This is a genomic window from Actinoplanes sp. NPDC024001, from assembly GCF_040638955.1.
GTDB lineage: Bacteria > Actinomycetota > Actinomycetes > Mycobacteriales > Micromonosporaceae > Actinoplanes.
On the sequence record NZ_JBEZZB010000148.1, the window covers coordinates 1 to 26,456 of the forward strand.

General features: G+C 71.5%; 19 protein-coding genes and 1 pseudogene. 11 read left to right on the forward strand and 9 right to left on the reverse strand.

From position 1 onward, the window contains the following. Positions 1-2,541, reverse strand: a 2,541-nt coding sequence (locus AB0F81_RS39335; RefSeq protein ID WP_360206408.1) for a glycosyltransferase, incomplete at its 3' end; no start/stop codon positions are given. Next, positions 2,534-4,675 carry a bifunctional glycosyltransferase family 2 protein/CDP-glycerol:glycerophosphate glycerophosphotransferase gene (locus tag AB0F81_RS39340; RefSeq protein ID WP_360206411.1) on the reverse strand — a complete coding sequence of 714 codons (2,142 nt, stop codon included), beginning with the start codon at positions 4,673-4,675 and terminating at the stop codon, positions 2,534-2,536. The genes AB0F81_RS39335 and AB0F81_RS39340, both read right to left, overlap by 8 nt. A 133-nt stretch (positions 4,676-4,808) precedes the next feature. Here AB0F81_RS39340 and AB0F81_RS39345 point away from each other — a divergent pair, with 133 nt between their 5' ends. Beyond that, positions 4,809-5,354, forward strand: a complete 546-nt coding sequence (locus AB0F81_RS39345) for an acyltransferase (protein ID WP_360206414.1) — start codon at positions 4,809-4,811, stop codon at positions 5,352-5,354. Positions 5,355-5,405: 51 nt separating this feature from the next. Here the strand turns inward: AB0F81_RS39345 and AB0F81_RS39350 are convergent, their stop codons facing one another. The 3 genes from AB0F81_RS39350 to AB0F81_RS39360 all read right to left on the reverse strand — a co-directional run bounded on the left by AB0F81_RS39350 (position 5,406) and on the right by AB0F81_RS39360 (position 10,587). Then, positions 5,406-6,689, reverse strand: coding sequence for a nucleotide sugar dehydrogenase (locus tag AB0F81_RS39350; RefSeq protein ID WP_360206417.1), 1,284 nt, complete (start codon positions 6,687-6,689; stop codon positions 5,406-5,408). A gap of 33 nt (positions 6,690-6,722) precedes the next feature. Further along, a complete protein-coding gene (locus tag AB0F81_RS39355) occupies positions 6,723-8,282 on the reverse strand; it encodes a glycosyltransferase (protein ID WP_360206419.1) in 1,560 nt (519 codons plus the stop codon). Positions 8,283-8,397: 115 nt separating this feature from the next. Further along, positions 8,398-10,587, reverse strand: coding sequence for a glycosyltransferase (locus AB0F81_RS39360; protein WP_360206423.1), 2,190 nt, complete (start codon positions 10,585-10,587; stop codon positions 8,398-8,400). Between the two features lie 168 nt (positions 10,588-10,755). On the opposite strand from AB0F81_RS39360, the gene wecB reads away from it, so the two are divergent. The 4 genes from wecB to AB0F81_RS39380 are packed head-to-tail and all read left to right on the forward strand — an operon-like array spanning position 10,756 to position 14,914. After that, a complete protein-coding gene (gene wecB, locus AB0F81_RS39365) occupies positions 10,756-11,835 on the forward strand; it encodes a UDP-N-acetylglucosamine 2-epimerase (non-hydrolyzing) (RefSeq protein ID WP_360206425.1) in 1,080 nt (359 codons plus the stop codon). A gap of 7 nt (positions 11,836-11,842) precedes the next feature. Next, the gene (locus tag AB0F81_RS39370; RefSeq protein WP_360206428.1) at positions 11,843-13,060 is read left to right on the forward strand and encodes a glycosyltransferase; all 1,218 of its coding nucleotides are present in this window, start codon (positions 11,843-11,845) and stop codon (positions 13,058-13,060) included. Then, a complete protein-coding gene (locus AB0F81_RS39375; RefSeq protein WP_360206431.1) occupies positions 13,053-13,559 on the forward strand; it encodes a hypothetical protein in 507 nt (168 codons plus the stop codon). Before AB0F81_RS39370 ends, AB0F81_RS39375 begins: the two co-directional genes overlap by 8 nt. Further along, positions 13,556-14,914, forward strand: a complete 1,359-nt coding sequence (locus AB0F81_RS39380) for a glycosyltransferase (RefSeq protein ID WP_360206434.1) — start codon at positions 13,556-13,558, stop codon at positions 14,912-14,914. Before AB0F81_RS39375 ends, AB0F81_RS39380 begins: the two co-directional genes overlap by 4 nt. Before the next feature lie 52 nt (positions 14,915-14,966). Here the strand turns inward: AB0F81_RS39380 and AB0F81_RS39385 are convergent, their stop codons facing one another. The 3 genes from AB0F81_RS39385 to AB0F81_RS39395 are packed head-to-tail and all read right to left on the reverse strand — an operon-like array spanning position 14,967 to position 19,712. After that, positions 14,967-17,582 carry a glycosyltransferase gene (locus AB0F81_RS39385; protein WP_360206437.1) on the reverse strand — a complete coding sequence of 872 codons (2,616 nt, stop codon included), beginning with the start codon at positions 17,580-17,582 and terminating at the stop codon, positions 14,967-14,969. Positions 17,583-17,616: 34 nt separating this feature from the next. Beyond that, the gene (locus AB0F81_RS39390; RefSeq protein WP_360206439.1) at positions 17,617-18,609 is read right to left on the reverse strand and encodes a Gfo/Idh/MocA family oxidoreductase; all 993 of its coding nucleotides are present in this window, start codon (positions 18,607-18,609) and stop codon (positions 17,617-17,619) included. Continuing rightward, the gene (locus AB0F81_RS39395) at positions 18,606-19,712 is read right to left on the reverse strand and encodes a DegT/DnrJ/EryC1/StrS family aminotransferase (protein ID WP_360206442.1); all 1,107 of its coding nucleotides are present in this window, start codon (positions 19,710-19,712) and stop codon (positions 18,606-18,608) included. The genes AB0F81_RS39390 and AB0F81_RS39395 overlap by 4 nt, the downstream gene beginning before the upstream one ends. A 197-nt stretch (positions 19,713-19,909) precedes the next feature. On the opposite strand from AB0F81_RS39395, the gene AB0F81_RS39400 reads away from it, so the two are divergent. Then, positions 19,910-20,392, forward strand: coding sequence for an 8-oxo-dGTP diphosphatase (locus AB0F81_RS39400; RefSeq protein WP_360206445.1), 483 nt, complete (start codon positions 19,910-19,912; stop codon positions 20,390-20,392). Positions 20,393-20,395: 3 nt separating this feature from the next. On the opposite strand, the gene upp is transcribed toward AB0F81_RS39400, so the two are convergent. Continuing rightward, positions 20,396-21,028, reverse strand: a complete 633-nt coding sequence (upp, locus tag AB0F81_RS39405) for a uracil phosphoribosyltransferase (protein WP_360206448.1) — start codon at positions 21,026-21,028, stop codon at positions 20,396-20,398. A 59-nt stretch (positions 21,029-21,087) separates the two neighbouring features. Between upp and deoC the strand changes: the two genes are divergently transcribed. The 5 genes and pseudogenes from deoC to AB0F81_RS39430 form a co-directional block, all read left to right on the forward strand. Beyond that, positions 21,088-22,017 (forward strand): deoxyribose-phosphate aldolase, encoded by a 930-nt coding sequence (gene deoC / locus AB0F81_RS39410; protein ID WP_360206451.1) that lies wholly within the window; start codon positions 21,088-21,090, stop codon positions 22,015-22,017. A gap of 10 nt (positions 22,018-22,027) precedes the next feature. Then, complete coding sequence (locus AB0F81_RS39415) at positions 22,028-23,452, forward strand: aldehyde dehydrogenase family protein (RefSeq protein ID WP_360206454.1); 1,425 nt, start codon at positions 22,028-22,030, stop codon at positions 23,450-23,452. Beyond that, positions 23,445-24,287 carry an aldehyde dehydrogenase family protein gene (locus AB0F81_RS39420; RefSeq protein ID WP_360206457.1) on the forward strand — a complete coding sequence of 281 codons (843 nt, stop codon included), beginning with the start codon at positions 23,445-23,447 and terminating at the stop codon, positions 24,285-24,287. The genes AB0F81_RS39415 and AB0F81_RS39420 overlap by 8 nt, the downstream gene beginning before the upstream one ends. A 96-nt stretch (positions 24,288-24,383) precedes the next feature. Continuing rightward, on the forward strand, positions 24,384-25,247 hold the full coding sequence (locus AB0F81_RS39425) for a DNA primase (protein ID WP_360206460.1): 864 nt from the start codon (positions 24,384-24,386) through the stop codon (positions 25,245-25,247). Positions 25,248-25,263: 16 nt separating this feature from the next. Beyond that, positions 25,264-26,456, forward strand: a pseudogene (locus AB0F81_RS39430) (transposase); the annotation flags it as partial.

A 26,456-nucleotide genomic window follows, 5' to 3' on the forward strand; every position in this document is an offset into this window, starting at 1 on the left:
GGCGACCGGCCAGCCGCCGGCGAGGCGCAGCACCACCTGGCCCGGCGCCGGCCGGAACCAGAGCGGCAGGTTGTCGTTCGTGACCACCCAGCGGCTGGTGGCGAGCGCCGCATACCAGGCGTCGGTGCCGAGGGCGACCGGTTCGGCGTGCTCCGGCAGCGGCTGGCCGCGGTCCAGGGTCCACAGCACCGGCGGGGCGTCCGGGCGGGAGGTCAGCTCGGCGAGCACGGCCGCCGGGTCGTCGAAGAACCGCCGGCCCGGCGCGGCGTCGAGCAGCACCACATCGCGCAGGGCGGCCCGGCCGGCCGGCGGGAAGTGCCGGGCGAGCAGCCGGGCGTGCTCCTCCGGACCGGTCTCCGGGACGGTCAGTTCGAGCACCGGGCGCTCGTTCACGCCCCAGCGCACCCGGCCGCGCACCCCGTCGATCTCCGGGCCGTCCAGCGGCAGGCTGTCGGCCGCCTCGCCTGCGGCGTCCAGCCCGATGATCGTGTCGTGGTGGCGCCCGGCGGACCGGAAGGTCAGGTCCCAGAGGCCACCGACCAGCGGCAGCCGGCCGGCGAGCGTCGGCACGGCCGCCGGGTCGACGGCCACCTCCCAGCGGCCGTCCTCGGTGCGCAGCGGCAGGCCGAGGTCCTTGCGCCGGCCGCGCAGGCGCAGCAGCAGCTCACCCTCGGCCGGGACCGCGCTCTCGCCGCTGATCACCAGGACGCCGTCGGGCCGCCACCGCAGCCCGGTGACCACCGGGCCCTGCGGGCGGGTGCAGATCGAGACCGCCCCGCTGGCCGAGGTCGCGGTGTAGACCTCGTCGGTGCCGTGCGCGGTGCGCGACGCCCGGTATCCGTCACCGGCGATCAGTCGCGACGGCCGGCCGGCCACCAGCTCCACGGCGAAACGCTGGGCGTAGTGGCCGGCGGCGTGGTTGTCGTCGCGGACGTCCAAGGCGATCCGGTCCAGCGGGATCCGCGCGGTGAATCCCTCGGCGGTGACCTCGGCGTCCACGGTGCACGCGACGACGGCGGAGCGCGACAGGCGAATCTGTACGGCGTCCTTCGGGCGGCGCAGCCGGCCCACCAGGACCAGGTCGTCGCCCTCCCGCCGGCTCTCGGTGAGCCAGCCGTCCGCCTTGACCACCGAGATCCGCAGGGTGTTGCGGGCCAGGGCCGGCAGCATCCACACGCCCGGGGCCAGACTGCGGCGCGGCATCGGCTCGGACCAGCCGGCCGGCACCCGCAGCGCGGTCCGCCGGAGGTTGAACCCGTGGGTCAGCGCGGCCGTGATCGCCCAGGATCCCTTCGGCCAGTCCTTGCCGGAGCGCAGCGACTCGGGCCGGACGGTGAGCTGGAAGCCGTCCGGGTGCGGTCGCGCCCAGAGCGGGACCCGCCGCGTCCCGGCCGGCCCGGAGGCCCAGAACAGCTTCAGGCGGCCCACCCGGCTGCCCGGATCGGCCGGCGACCGGACCGCGCCGGTCAGCAACAGTTTGCCGTCCTGCCAGCGGACCGAACGCACGGCCGCTTCCAAACCGGCGAGCTTGACCACCTTGGCCGTGCGCAGGCGGAACCCGTGGTCGATGAGCTCCAGCAGGTCCTCGGTCCGGCCGTCCCGGATCAGCCTCCAGTGCCGGCGGATCTTGACCGGCAACCGGTCCACCACCGCGCTGTCGACCTGCCCGAGGTAGGCCCGCGCCAGCTCCATGAACTTCGCCTGGAACTCCGGCGAGGCCGAGGGCAGGAACTTGAAGTAGTTGCTGAGCTGGTCCTCGATCGACAGCTCCAGGAAGCGCCGGCGCAGCTCGTCCTGCCCGGCGGCGGCCAGGGTCTGTGCGGCCAGGTCGATCGAGTGGAACCGGTCGACGATGTTGCGCAGGTCCTTGCCGGTCTGGGTGATCGACAGCACCGCGCCCTCACGCTGCCGCCAGAAGTAGATCGGCTCGGCCACCACCGCGACCCGGCTCGCCAGCGCGTGCGCGGGAACGGTGACCGGCGCGTCCTCGAAGAGCCGGCCGACCGGGAACTCGAACCCGTGCCGGTCGTAGAAGTCGCGGCGGAACAGCTTGTTCCAGATCGTCCGGTCGGCGAGCAGACTGTCCATCCGGGAGACGTGCGCCGCCAGGTCGGTCTTGATGATGGCGTGCTTGTGCGGGGAACCCTTGTGCGTGCCCCGCGAGTTGAGCCGCAGCACCCCGCCGGTGGCGAAGTCGGCGCCATCGGCGAGCGCGCCCACCAGCAGTTCGTAGGCGTGCGCGGCGAGCAGGTCGTCACTGTCCACGAAGGCCAGGAACTCACCGGTCGCGGCGGGCATCCCGGCGTTGCGGGCCGCGCTGAGGCCGGCGTTGGCCTGGCGGATCAGCCGGAACCGCGGGTCCGCCGCGACGAACTCCTCGGCGATCGCCACCGAGCCGTCGGTGGAGCCGTCGTCCACCATGATCACTTGCAGGTCGGCGTACGTCTGCGCCCGCAACGAGTCCAGGCAGTCCCGCAGGAACGCCTCCACGTTGTAGACCGGGACGATCACACTGACCAGCCCGCGCACCAGCTCAGCCATGCGTGGCCGTCTTCTCGTTCAGGAAGACCCGCCGGACCACCCGCTCCGCGGCGCGCCCGTCCTCCAGCGAACAGAACCGCTGCCGGAATCGGGCCCGCGCCTGCCGGGCCGTGTCGTCGTCGATCGCACCGCTGCGGAACGCGTCGACCAGCTCCTCGAAGGTGCGCACGAAGGTGCCCGGGTGCTCGGCCTCCAGGTCGAAGGAGACACCGCGGACCGCCTTGTAGGTCTCCCAGTCCGGCGCGAAGATGATCAACGGCCGGTCCAGGACCGCGTAGTCGAACATCACCGACGAGAAGTCGGTGATCAGCGCGTCGGACGCGATCGCCAGCGTCTCCACCGACGGGTGCGTGGAGACGTCGAGCACCCGCGGGTGCCGCGGCGGGAAACCCAGCGAGTCGTAGAAGTAGTGGCCACGCAGCAGGATCCGCGCGTTCGGGCCGAGCGCCTCGGCGAGGGCGTCCACGTCCAGCGTCGGCTCGAACGTGGCGTGCCACTCCCGGTGCGTCGGCGCGTAGAGCACCACCTGCTCGCCGGGCTCGATGCCGAGCTCGGCGCGGGCCGCGGCGACCTCGTCCGGCCCGGCCAGGGCGAGCCGGTCGTTGCGCGGGTAACCGGTCTCCAGCGTCTCCCCCTTGATCGGGAACTGCCGGTCCCAGAGCAGGGTGGTGTGCCGGTTGGCGGTGACGCTGAAGTCCCACTTGGCGAGGTTGCGGCGCATCCGCTCGACGTTGAAGTTCTTCAGCGAGGCGGGGAACCGCGGCTGGTCGAGCCCCATGGTCTTGAGCGGCGTGCCGTGGTGGGTCTGCACCTGGATCTGCTCGCGCCGCTTCACCACGTAGGGCGGGAAGGTCGCGTTGTTGATCATGTACTTCGCCCGGGCGAGGGTCCGGTAGTAGGCCCGGGTGCCGGGTGCGACCGTCGGCACGCCCGCCGGCACGGACCGGGCGCCCGGCTTGACCACCCAGACGCCACGGACCTGCGGGGCGAGCTCCCGGGCCTTCTCGTAGATGGCGGCCGGGTTGCAGGAGTAGCCGCGGTACCAGTACGCCGCGTACACCGCGAGGTTCTCGTCGACCGGGCGCCGCAGCTCCCAGTGGTAGTAACCCCGCAGCGCCGCCTTGCGCAGCGTCACCAGGCCCTTCCGGAGCGCCCGGCGCGGCCGGCGGACCAGGCCGCCGGTCAGCTTGCGGCCGGCACGCAGGACCCGATAGATCGCGTACGAGTCGCCGGCGACCAGCCTCAGCCGCAGGCCGGCCGGGCCACCGGGCCGGGGCGCCGCACCCGTCTCGTGCTTGCGGAGCAGCTCGGAGACCTTGCGGAAGGTCCCGCGCCGGGCCTTGTCCGGCAGCAGGGAACGGTTGTCCACGATGGCGAGCAGGTCGGTGACCGCGCGGTTCAGCGCACGGCGGCGCACCCTGGGGTCGGCACCGGCCACGGCGGGCAGGCTGAGCGCCCGGTCGTACTGCGTCACCGCGTCCGCGTGCCGGGTCGAGCGGCCGGAGCGCAGCGATCCCGCCCGGTCCAGCCGGCGCACGTAACAGGCCGGCTCCAGCGTCGCGATGTTGTCGGTGGCGGCCAGCACCGCGTACGCGAAGGCGACGTCCTCGTAGAGCCCGCGCTCGAACCGGATCCCGGCGTCGATCAGGAACTGGCGGCGGATCACCAGCGCGCCCAGCGGCGGCGGCGCCGCGGTCAGCGCCTCGGCGCCGGTCCGGGTGCCGGCGGGGGTGAGCCAGCGCGACACCTTGCGGTTCCACCGCTCCCGGGCCAGGCCGACCACCAGGACGTCGGGTTTCTCCTCGGCGAGCCGTGCCTCGATCACCGCGAGCGCGTCGGGGACGATCCGGTCGTCGCCGTCGACGAACCACACGTAGTCGCCGGTGGCGCGCTCCAGACCGGCGTTGCGCGCCGCGCCCGGCCCGCCGTTGGCCTCCAGGTGGAGCGCGACCAGCCGCTGGTCCTGCGCCGCCCGCTCGTCGATCAGCTCGCCGCCGTGATCCGGCGACGCGTCGTCGACGGCCACCAGCTCCACGTCGGTGGTCCGCTGCTGCCGCAGCACGGAATCCAGACATTCGGTCAGATAGCCCTGCACGTTCCACGCAGGCACGATGACGCTAAGGAAGTTCGGCATTTTGTGGGCGGAGACCATCCGTGTGAACAACGTCGAGGAGGCGCCAAGGGTAGCACCGGGCACATCGTGACCGGTCAGCACGAGATGGCGATCCGATTGCGACTCCGTGTCGGCGACCAGCGACACTACCTGCATGAATTCCGAAACCCAGCAGCACGCGGCCGACGAACGGCCGCCGTTCGTGCACCCCTCGGCCGACGTGGAGGACGGCGCCCGGATCGGTGCCGGTACGAAGATCTGGCATCTCGCGCACGTCCGGTCCAGCGCCGTGGTCGGATCGGACTGTGTCATCGGGCGCAACGTCTACCTCGACGCGAACGCGGTGGTCGGCAGCGGCGTCAAGATTCAGAACAACGTCTCGGTCTACCAGGGCGTCACCATCGAGGACGAGGTCTTCGTCGGCCCGTGCGTGGTCTTCACCAACGACCTGCGCCCGCGCGCCCAGAACCCGGACTGGACGATCACGCCGACCCTGATCCGGCGCGGCGCCTCGATCGGGGCCAACGCCACGCTGGTCTGCGGCATCGAGGTCGGCGAGCACGCGATGATCGCGGCCGGCTCGGTCGTGACCAAGGACGTGCAGCCGTACCAGCTGGTCGCCGGCAACCCGGCCCGCCCGAAGGGCTGGGTGGACGAGAAGGGCGAGATCGTCAGCCGGGACCCCGAGCGGCGTCCCTGAGAAGCAGCGAGGCCCCCGGGTTTCCCCGGGGGCCTCAGCGTTGCGGTCGGATCAGCCGCCGATGACGACGCGGCGAACGCCCGGCAGGCGCTCCGGGTCGGTCACCCGGCGCCCGTCCACGATCACCTCGACGCCCGGCAGGTCGGCCGGGGTCAGCGCGCGGTACTCGGCGTGGTCGGCCTGCACGATCGCCGCGCGGACCGGCTCGCCGTCCCAGACCGGCAGGCCCAGGGCGGTCAGCTCGGCCCCGCTGTACATCGGGTCCGAGACGTACGGCGTGGCACCGCGCCGGCGCAGCTCCTCGACGGTCGGGAAGACGCCGGAGAAGGCCGTCTCCTTGACCCCGCCCCGGTACGCCGCGCCGAGCACCAGCACACCCACGCCGGTCAGGTCACCGACGGCCGCGGAGAGCAGGTCCACCGCGTACGACGGCATCCCCGCGTTGGCCTCCCGGGCGGCCCGGACCACCGTGGCGGCCGGGTCGTTCCAGAGGTAGAGCCGCGGGTAGACCGGGATGCAGTGCCCACCGACCGCGATGCCGGGCCGGTGGATGTGGCTGTAGGGCTGGGTGTTGCAGGCGTCGATCACGACGTTCACGTCGATGTCGAGGGTGTCCGCGAACCGGGCGAACTGGTTGGCCAGCCCGATGTTGACGTCGCGGTAGGTGGTCTCGGCGAGCTTCGCCAGCTCGGCCGCCTCGGCGCTGCCCAGGTCCCAGACGCCGTTCGGCCGGTCCAGGTCGGGGCGCTCGTCGAAGTCGAGCACCGCCTCGTAGAACTCGACGCCGCGCTTGGCCGAGGCCTCGTTGACGCCGCCGACCAGCTTCGGGTACTTGCGCAGGTCGGCGAAGACCCGGCCGGTGAGCACCCGCTCCGGGCTGAACACCAGGTCGAAGTCCTGCCCGGCGACCAGGCCGGAGCCCTCCTGCAGCAGCGGCGCCCAGCGCTCGCGGGTGGTGCCGACCGGCAGGGTGGTCTCGTAGCTGACCAGGGTGCCGGGGCGCAGGCCGCGGGCGATGTCCTTGGTCGCCGACTCCATCCAGCCGAAGTCGGGCTTGCCGTCGGCGTCCACGAAGAGCGGGACCACCACGACGACCGCCTCCGACTCGGCGACCGCGGCCGCGGTGTCGGTGGTGGCGGTGAGCAGCCCGGCGCCGACCGCCTGCTTCAGCTTGACGTCGAGGTCGGTCTCGCCGGGGAACGGCACCAGGCCCTCGTTGACGGTGCGCACGGTCGACTCGGACACGTCAGCGCCGATCACCGTGTGGCCCTTGCTGGCGAACTGGACCGCGAGCGGGAGGCCGATCTTGCCCAGGGCCACGACACAGATCTTCATGCGGGGGTATTTCCTCCTTGGCGTAACCCTTGACTAGGGCCGGAGCTTGCGAACCAGACGGCCGGCAAGCTTACGCGGTTGGAATGGGTTGATCACAACGCTCAACCGAGACTTCTCGTTGATCCGAACCGCGATTTTGTAGAAGCGTAGACCGCGGCGGTAGCGGACCGAGAGGACGGCCGGCTTGGCGGCGGTCACGTCATGAACGATCGCGTCGTCTGCGGCGGAATGCCGGAATTTCAGCCGCTTCGCCTTCCAGCCCAGCCCGGTCGCGAGGTCGGCCAGCGCGAACTCGGCCCGGATCGTCAGGCCGCCGTCCTGCCGCGGCACCGCCTCCAGCCGCTTCGCCTCGACGTTGCCGACCCAGGCCGACGCGCCGTCGCCCAGCGCCGACAACCGGCTGGACCACTCCACGTGCAGGGCGGCGGTCTGCGCGTTGCCGGTACGCCAGGTGACCGTGGCCGGCCAGCGCTGCGCCTTGGCCGACGCGGCCTCCACCGGCACCTCGAACCAGGCGTCGGGGTAGTCGGCGTCCGGGTTCCGGAAACCGGGCAGCGCCGTGTAGATGTGCTCGCCCTCGACCAGCAGCGGGCCCAGGCCGTACTCCTTGGCGTACTCCGCCACGGTGTTCAGATCCTCGAGCGTGCCGTGCTGGGCGATCGAGATGGGCACCCGGCGGTGCACGTCCAGGCTGGCCCGGATCTCCTCGGTCAGGTAGGTGTCGGAGAGCTTGCGCACACCCTCCTGCACCTGGCGCCGCTCCTCCGGGCCGGCCGCCACATACCGGTCGCTGACCAGCTTGTAGACCTCCCAGGTGAAGTTGCGGCGCAGCACCCGCGCGCGGCTGACCGGGTCGGTCACCACGTCGGCGACGGTGTCCATCACCACCTCGGCGTCCTGCAGGAACCGCAGCACCGAGGTGCGGTACGTGATGTTGCTCTGGTCGTCCCGGCGCACCGCGTAGTAGAACTCGTAGTCGGCCCGGACCGCGATCCGCCGGGCGGCCACCACCGCGCGCAGCGTGAACGGCTGGTCGCTGTAGGAGCTCATCTGCTCCGGGTACCGGATGCCGTTCTCCTCCAGCAGCGACCGGCGGAACAGCTTGGTGTTGGAGAGCGCCCAGCACAGATCGGAGTCGGCCAGGGTGATCGAGTCCCGGTTGCCGGGCTTGTAGACGGCCTGGTTCACGTACCGCCCGCCGGCGCCGACCATCCGGCCCAGCACGATGTCGGCGTCCAGCCGGTCGGCGGTGGTGACCAGCCGCTTCAGCGCCTCGGCGCCGAGGTGGTCGTCGGCGCCGATGAAGAACACGTAGCGCCCGGTGGCCAGCTCCAGCGCCCGGTTGCTGGGCATCGCCGGCCCGCCCGAGTTCGCCTGATGCAGCACCTTGATGGTGTCCGGGTAACGCTCGGCCCAGCTGTCGAGCTCCGCGCCGCTCTCGTCGGTCGAACCGTCGTCGACCGCGATGACCTCGAGCCGGTCCACGCCGATCGTCTGCCCGACCAGGGACGCCAGGCATTCCCGCAGGTACGGCATCGTGTTGTAGACCGCGACCACAACGGTCACGTCGGGGTGTGCGGCTGTCACTGCCACCCTCGCATCATGTCGATTCCGTTCGCTGAAGAGTTGGAGGAGTTCGCATCGCCGCCGGGCCGGGCGGTGGCGCGAGTGCGGGCCCCCACCGAAGTCGGTGAGGGCCCCAACGTCGTCAACGGACCTTGGCGCGCTCCCCCGGCGGGGTCAGATCGGTCGTGACCGGCGCGTCAGGAAGGCGTTTGGCCAGCTCCCACCCGATGGTGGTGCCGAGCGGGCCGTGCACGACAACCTGCCGGATCCGTTTCTGATCCAGTTTCGGCAGGACCTCCCGCCGAGCGATGCGCCCGAGGATACGGGGCCGAACGACGCGGTACCAGGGCTGGTACATGCGCCTTTCGAAACTCTTGGCAAACGATCGGTGTCGATTCGCGACCCTCATCGCGACCGCTTCCGGGGTCGGCGACGCCATCCGGCTGGCCCGCGAGCGCAGGAAGCCGATCACGCGCCGGGGCAGGGTGTTCACCAGGACCCGCTCCAGGCGCCGGCCGAACCGGCGGTCCTCACGCCCGCCCACGCCGTAGACCCGGACACCCTCGTCGTCGGCATACCACGGCCAGCGCTTCGGCTCGACCGCGATCAGGTCGACGCCGTACCCCTGGGCCCGGGCCGCCTTGATGAAGTTGCGGGTGTTGCGGTTGCCGGGCGGCTCGATGGCGACCACCGCGATCCGCTCGGCGCCCGGCTCGGGCGCCGGGAACTTCTCCGGCTCGGCGGCCGGCGCCGCCGGCGTCTCGATGACCCGCTCCTCGGCCAGCACCTCGGCGTAGACGGCACGCAGCCGCTCGCCGACCGCCTCCCGGCTGTAACGCCCGGCCAGCACGTCACGGGCGGCGGCCAGGTCCAGCTCGCTCCACCGGGCCCGCAACGCCCGGTACGCCTCGACGATGTCGGCCGGCTCCTGGGTGACCGGGAACAGCGCGCCCGCCACCCCGTCCAGGTCGGCCAGCGTCTCGGCCGGGCCCTCGCTCGCCGCCACCAGCACCGGGGTGCCCGAGGCGACCGCCTCGACGACGGTCAGCCCGAAGGTCTCCCGGACCGACGGGTGCACCAGCAGGTCGTGCTCGCGCATCAGCGCGCTGACCTCCTCCGGCGGCACCGGCGGCCGCTGGGTCACCCGCTCGCCCAGGCCGAGCTCGGCGATGCGGGCGGTCAGCTCCTCCTCCAGCGGGCCGTTGCCGACCAGCGTGAGGGTGGCCCGCGGCTCCTCCCGGGCGATCTCGGCGAACGCCTCCAGGAGCGTGTGCACGCCCTTGTGCTTCAGCATCCGGCCGGCGTAGAGCAGGCGCAGCGGCTCGGCCGGCGCCTCGGCACGGAACTCGAAGCGGTCGAAGTCCACCGGGTTCGGCACGACCTGGAACTTGTCCACATACGCCGGGTAGGCGGCGGAGAGCTGGTCGAGGAGCGCGCGGCCGACGCAGAGGATCCGGTCGGCCCGCTTGACCATCTCGCCGTACTGCCGGCGGGAGCCGGGCTGCGCCAGCACCTTCGCCAGGAAGGTCACGTGCTCGGTCACCACGATCTTGGCGTCCTCGCGGGCCAGCGCGGTCGCCACCACACCGGCGTAGTGCCCGGTGTGCGCGTGGATCAGCGGGGCCTCGATGCGGCCGCTGGGCAGCGCCGCCCGCAGCCGGGCGATCTGGGCGCGGGTCCGGGCGGCGTAGTCGGCCCGGGTGGTCTGAGGGGTGACCACCCGGGTCAGCTCGCCGATCGGCGTGTCGGTCACGACCACGCCGCCGGCACGCTGCATCTCCCGGCGCGCGGTGACCCGCAGCAGGTTGCCGGTGGAGTCGCCGGCCGGATAGAACCAGTTCTCGTTCTGCAGGATGGAGATCTGCCACTTGCCGTCCGCCACCGTCGCCGTGGTGGCCTCGACGAAGGCGCCGGCGAACGGGTCGTTGGGCGACGGGTACCACGGCGTCAGCACGGCCAGATCGGCCGGCGCCGGGCGACGGTCGGGGTCGGCGGACGGCTCCAGCCGGACCTCCACCTCACGGAAACGCCGGCGGACGGCGTCGGCGATCGGCGTCGCCTCCACGTCACCGGCGATGAACAGCCGTGCCCCGGCCAGCGGGCCGCTGGAGCGCAGCAGCAACCGGCGAGCGGCACGGAGCAGCACGTCGAGTGGTCCCGCACCGAGCCGGTGCACGGTCACACCCGCCACCGGCTCCAGGTCGGCCGCCTCGGCGACGACCAGAAGAACCCGCTCACCCGCGGCGGCGAGGTCCGCCGAGTGACGTTGTGCCGCAGAAACCCGTCGCGTACCGAGCGACACGTAGACGACGGTGGGACCTGGGGAACTCAACAGGACTCCTTCTCGCGGTTGAACATCACCAGAGTATGCTGCCGTGCAATTGGACCGTGGGGGCCGGGAAGCACCACGACGTCCGGCGAAGTGATGCGGCCGAAAGAGCGCAACCTTGCTCACGTATCGTGTGCCGCGGCTCGCAACCAATCATCGCTAGGAGCAGCCGTGAAGGTCCTCAGTGTGGTGGGCGCTCGCCCGCAGTTGGTGAAACTCGCGCCGATCGCCGCCGCATTCGCCGCGACCGAACACGAGCACGTCATCGTGCACACCGGCCAGCACTACGACGCCGACCTCTCCGACGTGTTCTTCTCCGGCCTCGGCATCCCCGACCCGGACGTGCACCTCGGCGTCGGCTCGGGCAGCCACGGCGTGCAGACCGGCGCGGTGCTCGGCGCGATGGACCCGGTGCTCGAGCGGGAGCAGCCGGACTGGGTCCTGGTCTACGGCGACACCAACTCGACGCTGGCCGGCACGGTCGCGGCCGTCAAGCAGCACTTCCGGGTCGCCCACCTGGAGGCCGGCCTGCGCTCGTTCAACCGCCGGATGCCGGAGGAGCACAACCGCGTGCTCACCGACCACGCCGCGGACCTGCTGCTGGCCCCCACCGAGGAGGCCATGCGGCACCTCGCCGCCGAGGGGCTGGCCGAGCGCTCGCGGCTGGTCGGCGACGTGATGGTCGACGTGTGCCTGCGCATCCGCGACGCGGTGACCTCCGGCGAGCACCCCCGGCCGGAGCTGCCCGAGGGCATCGACCCGACCGCGCCGTACCTGCTCGCCACGCTGCACCGGGCGGAGAACACCGACGACCCGGAGCGGCTCAGCGCGCTCCTCGAGTCGCTCGCGGCGCTGCCGGTCCCGGTGGCCCTGCTGGCCCACCCGCGCCTGGTCGCCCGGGCCGAGAGCTACGGCCTGAAGCTCAACCAGGGTGCGCTGCACTCCGGGCGGCCGCTGCCGTACGCCGGGATGGTCGCCGCCGTGCTCGGCTCGGCCGGCGTCGTCACCGATTCCGGTGGCCTGCAGAAGGAGGCCTACCTGCTGGCCCGCCCCTGCACTACGCTGCGCCCGGAGACCGAGTGGGTGGAGACCCTCGACGGCGACTGGAACCGGCTGATCCCGAACCCGTGGACGCTCGGCGCGGACTGGGCGAGCGCGGCCACCCGTACCGCTCCGGCCGCGGACCGCGGCGAGCCGTACGGTGACGGCCGTGCCGCGCAGCGCGTGGTCGAGGTCCTGCAGCAGAGCTGAAACGACCGTGACGAATATCTCTTCGCCCCAGGTGGCGGTCGTAACCCCCTGGTACCCGAACAGTCATCACCCGTTCGCCGGCGCCTTCGTGCAGGCCATGGTGGAGGCCACGGCGCCGGGGACCGACATGACCGTCTACCACTGCGCCGAGTGGGGGCACCGGCTGCCCGCGGCGGAGAGCGCCGCGGTCGAGTCGGCCTACGAGACGCTGCTCGGCTACACCCACCGCCCGCCGCGGCCCACCCCGACCGCGGGCGGCGCGCGGCTCATCACGGTGCCCGTGCCGCTCTCGGTGGGCCTGAGCTACGCGGCCATCGCGAAACGGCACGAGGTGGTGCTGCGCTCCGCGCTCGGCAACGAGCCGCTGGACGCCCCGGTCGTGCACGCCCACGTCGGCCTGCCCGGCGGCTGGGCGGCCCTCAAGAACTCCCGCCCGGGCGCCCGCATCTTCGTCACCGAGCACGCCACCTTCCTGGACCGCGTGCTGGAGCAGCCCGAGGCCCGCGCGATGTACGACGAGCTGCTGCAGCACTGCGCCGGCTTCTTCGCCGTCGGCGACCCGGTCCGCGATCCGCTCGTGAAGGCCTTCCCCCAGCACCAGGACCGCATCGGTTACGTGCCCAACCCGATCTCGTTCGCCGCGGAACGCGCCGAGCCGGTGCGTGAGCTGCGCCGCTGGCTCTTCGTCGGCAACCTGACCGAGCGCAAGGGCGTGCAGTGGCTGGTGGAGGCGTTCGCCCGGTGCCGGGCCGACGACCCCGAGCTCACCCTGACCCTGGTCGGTGACGGCGACCTGCGCCGCGCCCTGGTCAAGCAGGCCGCCGACCTCGGTGTCGCGGACGCGGTGCGGTTCACCGGCATGCAGCCGCCGGAGGAGGCGCTGCGGCTGATGCGCGAGCACGATCTGCTCGTTCACCCGAGCCGCTTCGAGACGTTCGGCATGGTCGTGGTGGAGGCCGTGGCGGCCGGGATGGCCCTGCTGGTCACCAAGTGCGGCGGACCGGAGGAGATCCTCGCCGGGATCGAGGACGCCGCCGGCGAGATGGTGGACGTCGAGGAGTCCAGCGACGCCCTGGTCGCGGGCTATCAGCGGCTGCGGGACCGGCTCGCCGCCGGACTCGACCTGCGGCCGGTCCGCGAGCAGCTGGCCGGCCGTTACGGCTACCCGGCGGTGGCCGAGGCCCACCACGGCGCGTGGTTCGCCCGGGAGGGCTCCGATGGCTGACCGCAACGTACTCATCCTGGCTCTGGGCGCGACCCGGCGCCGCGCCGCGCTGGACGACGCCGCGACCGTGGCCGCGGACGGGGGAACCGCGACGATCCTGGTCAGCGACCCCGCTGCCTGGCGCAACGACAAGCCCGCGCCGGGCGTACGCCTGGTGGCCCAGGCCGACCTGGAGCCGCGCCCCGGCTGGCTGCGCTGGGAGCAGCTGGTTCTCTACCGTCTGCCGCGCCGTGCCCTGAAGGGGCGCGCCGATCGGGCCTGGCGGGCGTACCGTCGCCGGGTGGCCGACAAACTGCACCGGAAGGTCTTCCTGCCGCTGGCCCGGCGGGGTGCCGAGACCCGGCCCGCCCATCTCATCCGGCAGCACGTGACAGCGGTGGGCAAACTGGATCTGGTGGTGGTGAACGACCCTGCATCGATGCCGGTCGCCGTCTCACTACTGCACACGTACGGCGGCAACGAGCTACCTCGAGTGGCTTACGGCATAGGAGATCGATGAGCAGGTCGGATGGCACACGCCCGCCCCGGGTGCTGTACCTCGCGTTCTACTTCCCGCCGTCGCGGGCCAGCGGTGTCTACCGTGCCCGCGCCACCGCCAACTACCTGACGGCGCACGGCTGGGACGTCACCGTCTTCGCCGCGCCCCTGCGCTTCTTCTACGAGGCTGTCGGCTCCGTCGACGAGAAGCTGCTGGAGACCATCGATCCGCGGATCAAGGTCAAGCGGCCGTGGCTGAACCAGTTCATCTGGGACCACGACATCCGCAAGTTCAGCCGCTTCCGCCGGCAGTTCCCGATCCTGGCGAAGACGTTCTACGACCTGAGCCTGAAGCCGTTCCCCGAGCACTACAACTCGTGGGGCCTGGCGGCGGTCGTGGAGGCGCTCAAGGAGCACGCCCGCAACCCGTTCGACATCGTGGTCGCCACCGGCAACCCGTTCGCCTCGTTCGCGTCGGCGTACCTGATCAACAAGCTGACCGGCGTGCCGTTCGTGGTCGACTACCGCGACGCCTGGACCCTCGACCTGTTCAAGGAGCGCCCGGCCTTCCCCAAGGGCCACGCGGCCTGGGGCTGGGAGCGCCGGGTGCTGGAGAAGGCGTCGGCGGCGGTCTTCGTCAACGAGGCGCTTCGCGGCTGGCACGCCGACCGCTACCCGAAGCAGGCCGACAAGATGATGATCGTGCCGAACGGGTGGGACCCGGACGTGCTCGAGGACGCCGAGCACCCGGGCCTGGAGCCGCGCGACGCGCACCGTCCGCTGCGCTACTCCTATGTGGGCACGGTGACCGGCGCGCAGCCGGTCCGCGAGATGGTCGAGGCGTGGAAGATCGCCCGGACCCACCCGCTGCTCGCCGACGCCGAGTTCAACATCTACGGCCACCTGGGCTTCTTCAAGGGCGGGCACATCGCACTCGCCCAGCAGCTGAACATCGGCGAGGACAACCAGGCCGGCGGTGACGACGAGACCCGGATGTACTACCGCGGGCCCGTGTCCAAGACGGACGTCGCGCACGCCTACGCCGAGAGCGACATCCTGGTCTTCCTCGCCGGCGGCGCGAAGTACGTCACCTCCGGCAAGATCTTCGAGTACATGGCGAACGGCCGCCCGATCGTCTCGGTGCACGCGCCGGGCATCGCCGCGGCCGAGGTGCTCGCCGACTATCCCCTCTGGTTCAACGCCAACAGCCTGGACCCGGAGGACATCGCACAGTCCATGATCGAGGCCGGCAAGGCCGCCGAGGACCTCACCCCGGAGACCGAGGCGGCGGCGCTCAAGCACGCCCAGCAGTACACCCGCGAGAACGTGCTGCTGCCGTTCGAGGCGAAGCTGCGCTCGCTGATCAAGCGCAAATGACAATGGTGGCTGCGCCCGACGGGCGCAGCCACCATCTCTTTTCCGGTCCGTCTCAGGACCGCAGGAACTTCGCAAACACCTGAGCTGTACGGCGCCCGTCGTGGTACTCCTGGGCGAACGCCACCGACTCCTTGGCGATCTCCACCGTGCGGGCCCGGTCGTCCAGCAGCGACTCGAGCGCCTCGCCGATCCGGTCCGGCGTGACGTTGACGATCGGCGGCCGCACGCCGGCGGCCTTGTGCACCCGTTCGTCGAGGTAACCGACCACCGGACGGCCGGCGGCCATCGCCTCCACCGCGAACGTGCCGTAGCTGCCCACCGCGAACTGGTCCACCACGATGTCGCAGCTGCGGACCATCTCGCGCATGGTCTCCCACGGCACCCGCTCGGCCAGCACCAGCTCGATCGCGCCCTTGTCGTGCAGCTCGGTCAGCACCGGCAGGATCCGGTCGGTGCCCTTGGTCCACCGCTGCGACGGCCCGTGCAGGACCTTCGGCCGCGACCGCTCCATCACCGGCTCGTCGCTGGCCCACGCGTCCACGTCGACCACCAGCGGCGACCAGGTGGCCGTCGGCAGGTCGTCGAGCAGGTCCGGGGTGGTGACGAAGAGCGGCAGGCCGCTCTCCTCGGCGATCCGGCGGTTGCGCTCGGCCCGCGCCGCGAAGCGCGGCACGATGCCGTCCGGAGCGTCGTGGAACAGCGAGAACGGGTACCGCTCCCGGTGCCGCAGTGGGTGCCGGATCTCGCTGCCGTGTGCCAGCAGCGCCGTCTTGATCCCGGCCCGGCGCAGCGCCGGCAGGTCGCCCTCGATCGTGTCGCCGTTGAGGTAACCGAAGACCGGCAGGAACGCGTCGACGATCAGGTGGGTGTACCGCCCGACCACCCGGTGCAGCTGCTCGGTCTGCACCTCGAGCTCACCCTGCCGGTCACGCTCCACATAGACGTCAGCCGGGAAGATGTACGAGTCCGCGGCGCGCCGCATCACCACCTCGGCCGTGACATCGGGGTTGTCACGGCAGATGGCCTGCGCGAAGGTCGCGAGCTGACCCGCGTAGTTCGCCGGCCCCAGACCCAGCCGGATCTTCGAGGCCGCGTCGAACGGGCGCCACGTCGGCAGCGGGCCGGGTGCCGTCTCCAGCACCGCCGGCGCCGCCGGCGTTGACACGTTCTCGTCGACGTCCCACGGGATGTCCGGGCGGGCCGTCTTCGGCGAGCGCGGGGCGAGCCGCTGGTAGAGCTCGATCAGCCCTTCGGCCTGGTGCTCCCAGGAGAGCTCCTCGAGCAGCTCGTCGCTGATGTTCGCGACCAGCTCCGCCTTGTGCTCCAGGGCCCGCTTGACCGCCTCGGCGAAGCTGTCCGAGTCGTCGACGACGAACAGCTCGCCGACGCGGGTGCGGTTCACGAACTCGACCTGGACCGGCAGGTCGCTGACGATCACCGGCAGGCCGGCGTGCAGGTACTCGGCCAGCTTGGTGGGCAGCGAGATCTCGTGACTCTTGATCCGCCGCAGGCAGATCAGGCCCAGGTCGGCCGTGGAGAGGTAGTCCGGCACCGCGTACTGCGGCACGTACGGCACCACGTGCACCCGGTCCTCGACGCCGAGTTCGGCGGCACGGGCCTTCAGGGCGTCCTGCTCGGCGCTGGCCCGGCCGGCCACGATCGCCAGGTGCACGCCGGGCAGCAGGGGCAGGGCGTTGACGGCCGTACCCAGCCCGCGTGCCGGCGCCAGCCAGCCGGAGTAGACCATCAGCGGAACGCCCTCGGCGACGCCGCAGGCCGCGCGGACCGACGGCTTCGGGAAGGTCTTGCCGACCGCCTCGCGGATCGGCGCGTTCCGGACCACGAGCGGGGTCTCCGGGAGCTTGAAGTTCTCCTGGAGCATCTTGGCGATCTCCGGCGACACGGTGACCACGGCGTCGGCCTGACCGACGAACTCCCGCTCGACGGTCTTGTAGGCCCGGTCCTCGTTCGGCTTCGGCCAGTCGATGCCCGCGATGTACTCGTGGGCGTCGTAGAGCCAGGCGACCTTCTGCCCCCGCGCGCGCATCCGCGCCACGCTCAGCGCCACCGTGTGGATGGTGGTGACGTCGTTGGCGTGGATGAAGTCGGGCTTCAGCTTCTCGATCACCGGACCGAACACCAGGTCCAGGTCGACCAGCGACGGCAGGTCCCGCTGCCAGGAACCGGTCGGACGGCCGACCTGCCGTTCCTCCCACTTGAAGGCCTTGACCCGCAGGCGGTGCAGCAGCCGGCGGCCCTTGACCGCGGCGCCGAGCGCCTTGCTGGCCGGCTTCAGCACCACCGCGGCCGGGCCCTCGCTGGTCCGCATCCGGCCGATCCGGGCGGTGGCCTGCCGCAACCAGGCCTGGTACGCGGCGTTGACGCCGACCAGACCCTCCTGGTTGCGGATCGCGGTCTGCACGACCATCCGCCGGATCCGGTTGCCCTTGCTGGTACGGGCGTAGTCGGCGGTGATGGGCAGGCGGATGACCTTGACCTCGCCCATCATGGTCGTCTGGCGGCGGCCGCGCCGACCACCGCCGCCGAGCAGGGTGACGTCCCACCCTGCCCGAGCGGCCGCGATCGCGGTCTTCTGCACCCGGGAGTCCCCCGTGATGCCGTTGGCGACGATCACCAGGAGGCGCGGAGCGCGCTCCTCCGTTGTCATCGTTCGGACCTTCCTGCGCCCTGCGGCGGCTTCGTCACTGAGAGATGTCGACGGTCACGCCGTCTTGAGCGGACCGCAGGACGGCGGCGGCCACCTGGACCGTACGCAGACCCTGCTTCAGTGTGACGATGTCGCTCTCCTTGCCCTCCACCGCATCGCGGAACCGCTCGTGCTCGACGAGCAGCGGCTCCCGCTTCGGGATGGCGTACCGGATCATGTCGCCCTCGGCGACACCGCGGAACGCGCGCAGCGCCTCCCACTCGGTGCTGGTCGCGCCGTTGGCGTAGAAGGTCAGGTCGGCGGTGAGGGTGTCGGCGACGAAGCTGCCCCGGGCACCGGTGATGACCGTGGACCGCTCCTTGAACGGGCTCAGCCAGTTCACCAGGTGGTTGGCCATCACGTCGTCCTGCAGGGCGGCGACCGCGGAGACCATGTCCTCGTGCGGGCGGCCGCTGCGCGAGATGGTCCGCGCCGAGATGTTGGTGTACTCGCGGCCGCTCACCCAGGCGGTCAGGTCGATGTCGTGGGTGGCCAGGTCCATCACCACGCCGACGTCGGCGATCCGGCCCGGGAACGGGCCCTGGCGCCGGGTGACGATCTGGTAGATGTCGCCGAGCTCGCCCGCCTCCAGGCGGGTCCGCAGGCTCTGCAGTGCCGGGTTGTAACGCTCGATGTGACCGACCGCGCCGACCAGGCCGCGGCTCTCGAAAGCGGTCACCAGACGCTGCGCGGCCTCGATCGAGGGCGCGAGCGGCTTCTCGATCAGCGTGTGCACGCCGGCCTCGGCCAGGCGCAGGCCGATCTCCTCGTGCAGCGCGGTCGGGCAGGCGACCACCGCGTAGTCGAGCTTGAGCGCGAGCAGCTGCTCGACGTCCGGCACGACCGGCACCCCGAACGGCCCGGAGACACCGGGCGCCGGGTCCATCACACCGACCAGCTCGACGCCGTCGAGCAGGCCCAGGACGCGGGCGTGGTTGCGGCCCATCGCCCCCAGGCCGATCAGTCCGGCTCGCAGCACGGCGGTCATCCGGCCACCGCCACGGCGTTCACGGCCTCAGCGATGCGGTCGAGTTCCTCGGTGGTCAGGCTCGGGAAGATCGGCAGGGAGAGCACCTCGGCGGTGGCCCGCTCGGTCTCCGGCAGCTTCCACGGACCGGGCGTGCCGTCCTCGGTGAGGTAGGGCCGCAGCCGGTGGATCGGCGTCGGATAGTACGGCGCGCTGCCGATGCCCCGCTCGGCGAGCGCGGCCTGGAACGCGTCCCGGTCACCCGAGACCCGGATCGTGTACTGGTGGTAGACGTGCTTGGCACCCTCCGCGACCGGCGGCACGACCACGCCGGTGAGGCGCTCGTTGAGGTATGCGGCGTTGGCCTGGCGGCGCTCGGTCCAGCCGGCGAGCTTGCCGAGCTGCACCCGGCCGATCGCGGCGGCGACGTCGGTGAGCCGCATGTTGGCGCCGACGATCTCGTTCTGGTACCGCTGCTCCATGCCCTGGTTGCGCAGCAGACGCAGCTTGCGGGCGAACTCGGCGTCCCCGGTGGTGATCATGCCGCCCTCGAGCGAGTGCATGTTCTTCGTGGGGTAGAAGCTGAAGCAGCCGGCGATGCCGAAGCTGCCGACCGGCTTGCCGTTCAGCGCCGCGGCGTGGGCCTGTGCGGCGTCCTCGACCACGGTGAGCCCGTGCGCCTCGGCGATCGGCATGATGCGGTCCATCGCGGCCGGGTGGCCGTACAGGTGCACCGGCATGATCGCGACGGTGCGCGGCGTGATCGCCGCGGCGACCGCGTCGGGGTCCAGGTTGAACGTGTCCGCCTCGATGTCCGCGAAGACCGGGACACCGCCGGCCAGCCGCACCGCGTTGGCGGTCGCGGCGAACGAGAACGACGGGACGATCACCTCGTCGCCCGGCTTGAAGTCCAGAGCGAGCAGCGAGAGCTGGAGCGCGGAGGTGCCGGAGTTCACCGCGACGCAGTGACGGCCCTCGACCAGCTCACTGAACTCGCGTTCGAAGGCGGCGACCTCCGGGCCCTGAACCACCATGCCGCTACGCAGGACACGGACCGCTGCCTCGATCTCGTCTTCACCGATCACGGGGCGAGCGGGTGGGATGGCAGGCTGGGAGCCCGTCATGGGCGTTCCTCCTGAGCGAGAGAGTTAGAAGTGCGTAGGGAGATGGTCACTCCCCGCAACCACGCACACGGAAGCGCCGCAGCATGGCGGTAGCCGCGCATCGACGGCGGCGGACGCGATGGTACAGCATTTTCGCCAGGTTGATCGGCCACCGTATACCGCACCCCTATTCTGCATCGGACCTAGGGTGGGCTCTTGTGCAGGCCATCCTCGCTACCCTCGGTTATGTCCTTTCGCCGGACGGCAATCAGGTTCTGATGATCCGGCGGGACACCCGGCCCGACGATCTCCATTTTGGCTACTACAACGGGCTCGGCGGCAAATTGCAGCCGGACGAGGACGTGGTCACCGGCATGCGCCGGGAGATCGCCGAGGAGGCCGGGCTGCAGTGCCACCGCCTCGACCTGGCCGGCACGATCTCCTGGCCCGGGTTCGGCCGAAACGGTGAGAACTGGTTCGGCTTCCTGTTCCGGATTCCCGACTGGTCGGGCACCCCGCTGAGCGGAAATCCGGAAGGGTCGCTGCACTGGGTGGAGAAGACCGACCTGCTGGGCGGGCGACTCCCGATGTGGGAGTCGGACCGGCACTTCCTGCCGCTCGTCTTCGCCGCCGAGCCGCGGCCCTTCCACGGCGTCATGCCCTTCGCCGGCGGGCGGGCCACCGGCTGGTCCTACGTCTGAGGCTCAGAAGCGGCGCATGCCGCCGAACTGGCGGTCACCCGCGTCGCCGAGACCGGGCACGATGTAGGCCTTGTCGTTGAGGCCCTCGTCGATCGAGGCGGTGACCAGGCGCAGCGGCAGGTCGGAGGCGGAGAGCCGCTCGACACCCTCGGGCGCGGCCAGCACGCAGCAGATGATGATGTCGGTGCAGCCCCGGTCGGCGAGCAGCCGGCAGCAGTGCAGCAGCGAGCCGCCGGTGGCGAGCATCGGGTCGAGGACCAGGACCGGCTGGCCGGAGAGGTCGCCGGGCAGCGACTCCATGTAGGCGCGCGGCTCGTACGTCTTCTCGTCGCGGGCCAGGCCGACGAAGCCCATCGACGACTCGGGCAGCAGGCCCAGCGCCGCGTCGGCCATGCCGAGGCCGGCCCGCAGCACCGGCACGATCAGCGGCGGGTTGGCCAGGCGGGTGCCCTCGGTCGGCGCGACCGGGGTCTCGATGGGGTATTTCTCAACGGCGAAGAGCCGGGCCGCCTCGTAGACCACCATCGTGGTGAGCTCGTGCAGGGCGGCGCGGAAGACGCCGGAATCGGTGTCCGCTCGGCGCATCGCGGTGAGGCGGGTCTGGGCCAGCGGGTGATCTACAACCAGGACGTCCACGGGCTCAACCTACCGTTCCATCAAGATCAACAGTCGGCGGCCTGCGTAGAATCGCTTTCATGACTGTGACAGCGGCCACCGGGCTGTCCGATCTCCGTTCGTTCCTGCACGGGCTGCCCGGTGTCGACAAGGTGGGGGTCGAGGCCAGAGCGGCCGCGCTCGCCACCCGCTCGGTGAAGACGAGCAGCAAGGCCAAGGCGATCGACCTGGCGATCCGGATGGTGGACCTGACCACCCTGGAGGGCGCCGACACGCCGGGCAAGGTGCGCGCGCTCTGCGCCAAGGGCCGGCGGCCCGACCCGTCCGACCCGAGCTGCCCGCCGGTCGCCGCGATCTGCGTCTACCCGGCGATGGTCCCGGTAGCCGCGGCCGCGCTCGCCGGCTCGGACGTGCACCTGGCCAGCGTGGCCACCGCCTTCCCGTCCGGGCAGGCGCCGCTCGAGGTGAAACTCGCCGACACCCGCGCCGCGGTCGCCGCCGGCGCCGACGAGATCGACATGGTGATCAGCCGGGGCGCGTTCCTGGCCGGTGACTACCACCGGGTGTTCGACGAGATCGTCGCGGTCAAGGAGGCGTGCGGCGGCGCCCACCTCAAGGTGATCCTGGAGACCGGCGAGCTCGCGACGTACGACAACGTGCGCCGCGCGTCCTGGCTGGCGATGCTGGCCGGCGCCGACTTCATCAAGACCTCCACCGGCAAGGTCGCGGTCAACGCCACCCTGCCGATCACCCTGGTCATGCTCGAGGCGGTCCGCGACTTCCGGGAGCGCCACGGCCGGCAGGTCGGCGTCAAGCCGGCCGGTGGCATCAAGACCACCAAGGACGCCGTCAAATACCTTGTGATGATCAACGAGACGGTCGGCGACGACTGGCTGCACCCGGACTGGTTCCGGTTCGGCGCCTCGTCGCTGCTCAACGACCTGCTCATGCAGCGGACCAAGCTCACCACCGGCCACTACGCCGGTCCGGACTATTTCACCCTGGACTGAGTGAGGGGTCATGTTCGAGTACGCACCCGCCCCAGAATCCCGCTCCGTCGTCGAGATCGCCTCGTCCTACGGGCTGTTCATCGACGGCTCCTTCGAGGCCGCCAAGGACGGCAACGTCTTCAAGACGGTGAACCCGGCCTCCGAGGAGGTCCTCGCCGAGGTCGCCGCCGCCGGCCCGGAGGACGTGGACCGGGCGGTCGCCGCCGCCCGCCGCGCTTTCGGCCCCTGGTCCGCGCTGCCCGGCTCGGAGCGCGCCAAGTACCTGTTCCGGATCGCCCGCATCATCCAGGAGCGCTCGCGTGAGCTGGCGGTGCTGGAGTCGCTGGACAACGGCAAGCCGATCAAGGAGTCGCGCGACGTCGACCTGCCACTGGTCGCGGCACACTTCTTCTATTACGCGGGCTGGGCCGACAAGCTGGCGTACGCGGGGTTCGGCCCGGATCCGCGCCCGCTCGGCGTCGCTGGTCAGGTCATCCCGTGGAACTTCCCGCTGCTGATGCTGGCCTGGAAGATCGCGCCGGCGCTGGCCACCGGCAACACCGTGGTGCTCAAACCGGCCGAGACCACCCCGCTGTCCGCGCTCTTCTTCGCCGACGTCTGCCGTCAGGCCGAGCTGCCGCCCGGCGTGGTCAACATCGTGACCGGCGCCGGCGACACCGGGGCCTACCTGGTGCAGCACCCGGACGTGAACAAGGTGGCCTTCACCGGCTCGACCGACGTGGGCCGGGAGATCGCCCGCGCGGTGGCCGGCACCGGCAAGCGCCTGACGCTCGAGCTGGGCGGCAAGGCGGCGAACATCGTCTTCGACGACGCGCCGATCGACCAGGCGGTCGAGGGCATCGTGAACGGCATCTTCTTCAACCAGGGGCACGTCTGCTGCGCCGGCTCGCGACTGCTGGTGCAGGAGTCCGTCGCCGAGGAGCTGCTCGCCTCGTTGAAACGGCGGATGGCGACACTGCGGGTCGGCGATCCGCTGGACAAGAACACCGACATCGGCGCGATCAACTCCGCGGCGCAGCTGGCCCGCATTACCGAATTGTCGGAAATCGGGGCCAGCGAGGGCGCGGAACGCTGGTCGCCGGCGTGCGAACTGCCCGAGCGGGGCTTCTGGTTCGCGCCGACGATCTTCACCGGGGTGACGCAGGCCCACCGGATCGCCCGGGAGGAGATCTTCGGGCCGGTCCTGTCGGTGCTGACCTTCCGTACCCCCGCCGAGGCGATCGAAAAGGCCAACAACACGCCGTACGGCCTGTCCGCCGGCATCTGGTCGGAGAAGGGCTCCCGGATCCTGTCGGTCGCCGACCAGCTCCGCGCCGGCGTGGTCTGGGCCAACACGTTCAACAAGTTCGACCCGACGTCGCCGTTCGGCGGTTACAAGGAGTCCGGCTACGGCCGGGAGGGTGGCCGGCACGGCCTGGAGGCGTACCTTGCCTAAGTCATCGAAGGTTTTGGAAGCGGCGCCGGCCCGGCTCACCGTTCGCAAGACCTACAAGCTCTTCATCGGCGGCAAGTTCCCGCGCAGCGAGTCAGGACGGACCTTGGTGGTGAACGGCGACAACGTGGCCCTCGCCTCCCGCAAGGACGCCCGGGACGCGGTGCTGGCCGCCCGCGCCGCGAGCGCGAAATGGGCCGGCGCCACGGCCTACAACCGGGGCCAGGTGCTGTACCGGGTGGCCGAGATGGTGGAGGCCCGGCGCGCCGAGTTCGTCGCGCTGGGCGTGGCGCCCACCGAGGTGGACGCGGCGGTGGACCGCTGGGTCTGGTACGCGGGCTGGTCCGACAAGATCGCCCAGGTGGCCGGCGGCGCCAATCCGGTGGCCGGGCCGTTCTTCAACATTTCGGCGCCCGAGCCCACCGGCGTCGTCGCCGTCGTCGCCCCACCCTCGCTGCTGGGCCTGGTCAGCGTCGTCGCCCCGGCCGTGGTGACCGGCAACACGGTGGTCGTGCTCGCGGCCGACCCGCAGATCGCGATCACCCTGGCCGAGGTGCTCGCCACCTCCGACGTGCCCGGCGGCGTGGTGAACATCCTCACCGGCCGGTACGCGGAGACCGCGCCCTGGCTCGCCTCGCACGCCGACGTGAACGCCCTGGACCTGACCGGTGTGGAGCACCCCGAGCTGGCCGCCGAGCTGGAGCGGGCCGCCGCCGGAACGCTGAAGCGGGTGCTCCGGCCACCGGCCGGCGGCATCGACTTCACCGCCGATCCGGGCCTGCGGCCGATGACCGCCTTGCTGGAGACGAAGACGGTCTGGCACCCGAAGGGCTACTGACACTGGGGACGGGGACTCTGTCACACAGCGTTGCCTACTAGGGTGTGTGCCCAGAGTCACCCGTCCCGCCACCCCCAGATCACCCGGAGGTCTACCGTGACCAGCCAGTCCGACGAGCCCGAGGCCTCCGTGCCGGTGGCCGAGAAGTCCTCGACCGAGGGCGGTTCCGGGCGTGAGCTTTGGGAGAGCGTCCGCATCCAGCCGGTTGAGATCGCCCTGCCGGGCGGTGTCGGGCTGACGCTGCGGGCATACCGGAAGGCCTCCGAGCTGACGCCGACCGAGATCGAGGTCGACGAGGACGACCCGTTCGAGAGCCGCAAGCGCGACGTGGACGACGACGAGGAAGTGATCGTCGACGAGGAGTTCCAGGCCCTGCTCGCCGAGGGCGACTCCGGCACCGAGAAGGTGGACGGGGAGCCCGACCCGGCAGACTTCGAGGACGAGCCGGAGGAGGCGTCCGCCCAGGCAGGCGACGAGGAAGTACCCATGTTCCTCAGCCACAAGGGCCGACTGCTCGCCTTCAAGAGCGCCGAATCGCTGGTCTCCTTCCTTCGTTCGGGTGCACCGCACGATCTCGCACAATTGGACACCTGGGGCACCGTCGTCGAGCGGGTACAGTCGAGCGACATCGACCCGTCGCCGGACGACCGCTACGAGCTCGACCTCGTGGTGGAGAACCTGCGTGGCGGACATGACACGTGGGATCTGCCGCTGCTCATCGCCGCCGGTGAAGTGGCCCGCGACCTGGGGTACGCGCTCCGCATCAAGCCGGTGATCCTGGCACTGTCGCCCGGCTCACCACTCGACGACCTGGACGAGTCCCTCCGTTCCGCGGAAAGTGGCGGTATGGGTGGTTTCTTCGGTCGTCGCCGATTGAAGAAAATCGGGGCACAACAGGCGAGCCTGGGCTGGCGCTCGGTGATCGGCAAGATCTCTGCAGCTGTGGACTGGCGTGACTGACCGATTACCAGGGAACATCAGTCTTTGGTCACAGAGAAGCAGCAGTCCCGGGGAGGAGGACGACGCCGTGGCGCTCGTGCGCGTGTACTGCGGTCTGGCGTCGGCTGATGATTCGGTGCGTTCGGCCTCGGCCGCACCACTGACCATCGCCGTGGTGGATGACGCAGGCCGGCTGCTCGGCGTCCATGAGATCAGCGACGACCCCGCCGGTTACGCCCAGCTGGGATCGCTGCTCGTGGAACGGACGACCGGTTTCGGCGACGCGGCGGTTGCCGCCGACAGCGACGACCACGTCGTCACCTCGCTGCTGACCGCGGCCGGCCGACCGCTGGTCGTGGTCGACGACGACGACGCGGACGACTTCGCCGAGCGCTTCTCCGACGACGACTCCCCCGAGGAGATCCAGGCCCCGGCCGCCGCCCGGCGTGCGGTCGGCCTGGCCCGGGCCCTGCAGGCCGGCGCGATCGCCGCGGTGAACCTGCCCACGCCGCGTGACCTGGTCAGCTACAAGCCGGTCCTGGCCGCGCACGTCGCGATGCTGAACGGCCGGAACTCGGCCGCCGTCGCCCTGCGTGAGGTCCTGCGCGAGCTCTACCCCGCCGCCCTGCGGGCCTACCCGGACCCGGCGCACCCCCTGGCACTCGCCGTCCTGGACGCGGTGCCCGAGCCCGGCCGGCTGACCGGCCGCGGCGGCGACCCCGACCAGACCGCCCGCGAGATCGCCACCGAGCTCGTCCGGGCCGGCGCCGGCCACGACGACGAGGTGACCGCCGCCGTCACCGCCCTGCACGTGGCGATCAGCGAGTCGCCCCGACGGGGCGGCGTCAACAAGTCCCTGGCTCCGGCCGCCGCCGACGCGGTGCGCCAGGCCATCGGCGCCGTGCGCTCCTGCGACGCCGCGTGCTCGGCCCTGGTGGGCACGCTCAGCGCGCGGGCCATGCCGCAGACCAGCAGCCCCAACGTCGGTCGCCGGGCCGCCCGCCGGGCCTCCGAGCCGGCGCCGCTGCAGCCGGTGCCGAGCAGCACCACCGAGACCCCGCGCTTCGGGCGGCGTGGCCGTCCCGAGCCGGCCGCGATCGGCAACGGCCCGGCCAGCCCGCAGCCGATGACCACCCAGCCGGTGGCCCCGCCGCCGATCGCACCGCCGCCGGTCGCACCGGCCGCGGCCAACGGCCTTCCCGGCCGGGCCGGCGCTCCGGGCAACCGGCC

Excerpts from the sequence above, each read along its gene's own strand:
- AB0F81_RS39390 (WP_360206439.1), bottom strand. The coding sequence starts at position 18,609 with ATGACCGCCGTGCTGCGAGCCGGACTGATCGGCCTGGGGGCGATGGGC.
- AB0F81_RS39380 (WP_360206434.1), top strand. The coding sequence starts at position 13,556 with ATGAGCAGGTCGGATGGCACACGCCCGCCCCGGGTGCTGTACCTCGCG.
- AB0F81_RS39345 (WP_360206414.1), top strand. The coding sequence starts at position 4,809 with ATGAATTCCGAAACCCAGCAGCACGCGGCCGACGAACGGCCGCCGTTC.
- AB0F81_RS39375 (WP_360206431.1), top strand. The coding sequence starts at position 13,053 with ATGGCTGACCGCAACGTACTCATCCTGGCTCTGGGCGCGACCCGGCGC.
- deoC (WP_360206451.1), top strand. The coding sequence starts at position 21,088 with ATGACTGTGACAGCGGCCACCGGGCTGTCCGATCTCCGTTCGTTCCTG.
- AB0F81_RS39350 (WP_360206417.1), bottom strand. The coding sequence starts at position 6,689 with ATGAAGATCTGTGTCGTGGCCCTGGGCAAGATCGGCCTCCCGCTCGCG.
- AB0F81_RS39395 (WP_360206442.1), bottom strand. The coding sequence starts at position 19,712 with ATGACGGGCTCCCAGCCTGCCATCCCACCCGCTCGCCCCGTGATCGGT.
- AB0F81_RS39385 (WP_360206437.1), bottom strand. The coding sequence starts at position 17,582 with ATGACAACGGAGGAGCGCGCTCCGCGCCTCCTGGTGATCGTCGCCAAC.
- AB0F81_RS39415 (WP_360206454.1), top strand. The coding sequence starts at position 22,028 with ATGTTCGAGTACGCACCCGCCCCAGAATCCCGCTCCGTCGTCGAGATC.
- AB0F81_RS39340 (WP_360206411.1), bottom strand. The coding sequence starts at position 4,675 with ATGCCGAACTTCCTTAGCGTCATCGTGCCTGCGTGGAACGTGCAGGGC.